Origin of the sequence: Vibrio sp. ZF57, assembly GCF_001691235.1 — a bacterium.
Classification (GTDB): Bacteria; Pseudomonadota; Gammaproteobacteria; order Enterobacterales; family Vibrionaceae; genus Vibrio; species Vibrio crassostreae_C.
Genome location: NZ_MAKD01000087.1, coordinates 1 through 3,679 on the forward strand (window position 1 = coordinate 1; position 3,679 = coordinate 3,679).

Below are 3,679 nucleotides of genomic sequence, written 5' to 3' on the forward strand. Positions count from 1 at the left end.
AGTACCACATAAGTGTGGCAGATCCTCGGTAGGGGGAATCCATGTCATTCGTTATATGGGGAGGAGAGGTCACAGAGATGTATAGAAAAATTTGTTTTCCAAAGATGCATGAACATAACGAATTAGGTCATATCCTAGTTCGTTGTTTTGAAGGAATAGATAAGATATTTGACTCATCGCCTTATAAATCCTTCGCGGTATATTCTGACTATTCAGGAAAAACGAACGGTGATTATAACGTCTACAGTTTTTTGTTTACGCCAATTGATACAACGGGTATTTTTTATAACAAAGTTGACCGAGCCAGAAAGATCTATGACTTCGAGCGAGGGGAGATCTCTTTCAAGAAAATGGGTCATAATGAACGCATGTTTAAGGTAGCGAATGAAGCATTGAGGACCTCAAATAATGAACTTCCAGGAGTTCTTATAAATGTTTGCGTTGATAAGAATATAAATTCATTATTTACAGACCAACAACGAAATAGTAAGAAGCATTTACAGAAAGTACTGTCAGATGGTGGCTTCTCAAATATCCCCAAAAGCAGCATCGAAACAACACTGCGAGTTGCGCATTTGTTCTCATTTTTGTCAGCTACACTTTTGTCCAAAGATAAAATTATATTTTGGATGTCAGACAATGAGGATGACTTTTACCCTCAGAGCAATGAAAAAATCCGACAGGATTTTATCAAGCTACTTGATAGAGTTTTACCATTGTATACTAAGGATGGTTTTGAGTTTTTGAATTTCTGTGTACAGGGAGCTGTTGAAGCGAAGTGGCATAGAGAACTTGTAAGCCTTGTTGATATGAGTGCAGCTGGTATAAACGACATTTTAACTCGAAACAGAAAAGAGCAAGAATTACCCCCAAAATCAGACATAATAGGCAAGTGGCTTTCGCTGCATGACGGTCTAGCATTGCAAAAAATTAATTTACATATTCGCAAGAATAAGTCTGAAATATTAAGTGGAAGCGTCTCATTAGATTATAATGGCGATAGTTCAAACATTGTGGAAATCCCCATATAACAAGCAATTTAAGAGGGATTCACAACGCTTGGCATTTTTGCTTCTACTTCGAATTTAGTGTTTATGGCACAATGCGTTAGGTTTGGGTGGAGGCGTTGTTCACCCCTTAATTGGGCTACATGGACTCCCTCTTTTGTCAACAATAGCTCCCGCTGACAACAGTGGATCGGACAGCAGCTCTACATTCGGTGTTTAATCGGAATCGTTCCGTCACCTTGATGATATTCGCTTGATGCCAGCCTCATTCGTTAAACAGTATTTATTACTTCCCAATTAAACAGGTTTAGGCATCTCGGTCTGGTCGTATTGTCATCATTTGCTATTGCTTTGACTCGGTGAGTGTTAACCGTTTACATAGTTAATCTTGTACTCTTTTCCTGTTGTTAATAATGCCCATATTATACGAGCATTTTTTGCTGCTAGGGCGACAGCTGCTCGTTTATAACCTCGTCGTTCAACGAGTTGATTTAACCAAATACTGTTGCGATCGGTTTTCTCTTTACATCGTGCAATAACGGCTCTTGCGCCATGAATAAGTAGAGTGCGAATATGTTTTTCGCCTCTTTTGCTGATGCGACCAAGATGAACATGACCACCTGTTGAGTATTGTCTTGGAACCAACCCTATCCAAGCGGCAAATTGGCGGCTAGATCCAAATTGTTTGGCGTCATTGACGGTCGCGACAATGGCACTTGCACTGTGTTCACCGACACCTGGAATATCCATGAGGGCTTTGGCTGAAGCCATCTCACGAACTAAAGCAGAGACTCTACGATCATAGTGCAATACTTCTAGGTTAAGGTGTTGAATCTTGTTCGATAGATCTTGAAGTAGCTCTCGAGCGAGTATAGGCAAACCATTTTCTGCATCTTCAAGGACACTACCAATAGTGTTTTGAGCCGAGTAGCGCCCCTGAGGCATCACAATACCAAATTCGGAAAGCAAACCTCTGAGCTGGTTAATAGTCGCCGTTCTTGTTTTAATTAGCCCCTGTCGAATACGGTGCAGGCAAAGCACAGCTTGTTGCTCTTCACTTTTTATAGAGACAAATCGTGTTCTGGGTCTAGATACCGCTTCACAGATGGCCTCTGCGTCATTGGCATCGTTCTTCTCATTTTGTCGATATGGAATAACGAATTTGGACGCCATAATTTTCGGGTTATGACCTAGTTTCAGTAGCTCTCTCGCCCAGTGGTGTGCACCAGAGCACGCCTCCATACCGATGAGGCAGGGAGGTAACTTCGCGAATGTGTCTAAGAGTTTGTTTCTTTTGACAGTTTTGCGTAGGACGCACTTGCCATATGCATCAACGCCGTGAATACTGAATACATTCTTGGCGAGGTCAACGCCAATAGTTTGAATGGTGGACATAGTAACCTCCAGTTCTTCAGCGTGTACTAAGTAAGTATGGCACGCAGAGTGTCAGGTACAGGGAGTCCATATCATTCGTTATATGCCTTAGTCAATTTAGGAAGTCGCAAGGATGCATTTGAGAGAAGCAAAAGTTCATGAGCTTGACGCTATTTACGCTATCGGCTTTGATGCGTGGAGTGACGGGCTTTCCTATGAAAAATATTTATCCGCTTGTCGTGGCAGCAAAAAGTATCAAGCTGGAACTTGGCATGTGCTAATAGAAAATGAGCAAATTCTATCGTCCCTCGTTATCTATCAGAATTTATTTGGCCTTAAAGGCGGTTGCTTTGGTATAGGCTCTCTCGCTACACCTCAAAGCTTTCGAGGCAAAGGTTATGCTTCCCACTTGATTAACCTTGTGAAAGCAGACTTGTTCGCAAATCAGAACTGTACAGCCATATTTTTACATAGCGATATTGACCACCAGTTTTATAGCAGGCTTGGCTTCATCACAATTGAGGGGGCCAATTGCATGTATGCCCCAAGTGACTCTTTTGGTTTTGACGGTTCGATACCAAGTTACTTCTAGGTGTGGGTTCAGCATATAACAAAGCATTCAAGAGGGATTCACAACGCTTGGCAGTTTTGGTTTGAACTGGCTTTAGTGTTTACGGCACAATGGTTTAGGTTAGGTGGTGGTGTTGTTCACCCCTTAATGCGGCTACATGGATTCCCCCGGTTGTCAAACATCCGCTAAACTTATGTTGATGGGTTTTGGACTGCCGCTCTACATTCGGCCTACTTATCGACGATTCGCATACGTCGTGGCCCTGATGACTTTGCGCGACTGCGGTGCCTTATTCGTTAGATGACATCTAGTGTGTCCGCCGCATTAACAGGCTCTCCGCAAGTGGTCTTAACCTATCTCCATCATTAGCGTCTGCAATGACCCGGTGGGTTTAACTCTCTATGCTGCTTAGGTTTCTACTTAAGCAGCATAGTTTTCATATTCGGTTTGATTGTGTAAAAGCGACCATATAATTCGTGCGTTCTTCGCGGCCAGTGCCACTATTGCTCGGTTCATTCCTCTTCGTTCTAGAACGCCGCGACACCACTGACTTAACTTATCTTGCTTGTCGCCAAGGTTGGCAATCACGGTCCTTGCGCCATGAACTAATAGTGTTCGTAAGTATTTATCACCGTGTTTGGTTATTCGGCCTAAGCGAGGTTTTCCTCCTGTGGAATATTGCTTTGGTACGAGTCCTAGCCAAGCAGAGAAATCACGGCTTTTATCA

4 protein-coding genes are annotated in these 3,679 nt (G+C 42.8%); 2 read left to right on the forward strand and 2 right to left on the reverse strand.

Features of this window, described 5'->3' with window-relative positions; genetic code table 11:
• Nucleotides 1-41 precede the first annotated feature (41 nt).
• Nucleotides 42-1,031 carry a hypothetical protein gene (locus A6D97_RS13025; protein WP_065584558.1) on the forward strand — a complete coding sequence of 330 codons (990 nt, stop codon included), beginning with the start codon at nt 42-44 and terminating at the stop codon, nt 1,029-1,031.
• Between the two features lie 342 nt (nt 1,032-1,373).
• Here the strand turns inward: A6D97_RS13025 and A6D97_RS13030 are convergent, their stop codons facing one another.
• A complete protein-coding gene (locus tag A6D97_RS13030; protein WP_065584559.1) occupies nt 1,374-2,402 on the reverse strand; it encodes an IS110 family transposase in 1,029 nt (342 codons plus the stop codon).
• Between the two features lie 112 nt (nt 2,403-2,514).
• On the opposite strand from A6D97_RS13030, the gene A6D97_RS13035 reads away from it, so the two are divergent.
• Nucleotides 2,515-2,973, forward strand: a complete 459-nt coding sequence (locus tag A6D97_RS13035) for a GNAT family N-acetyltransferase (RefSeq protein ID WP_065584560.1) — start codon at nt 2,515-2,517, stop codon at nt 2,971-2,973.
• A gap of 399 nt (nt 2,974-3,372) precedes the next feature.
• Here the strand turns inward: A6D97_RS13035 and A6D97_RS13040 are convergent.
• The coding region (locus tag A6D97_RS13040; RefSeq protein ID WP_139074298.1) for a transposase at nt 3,373-3,679 on the reverse strand (307 nt) is incomplete at its 5' end.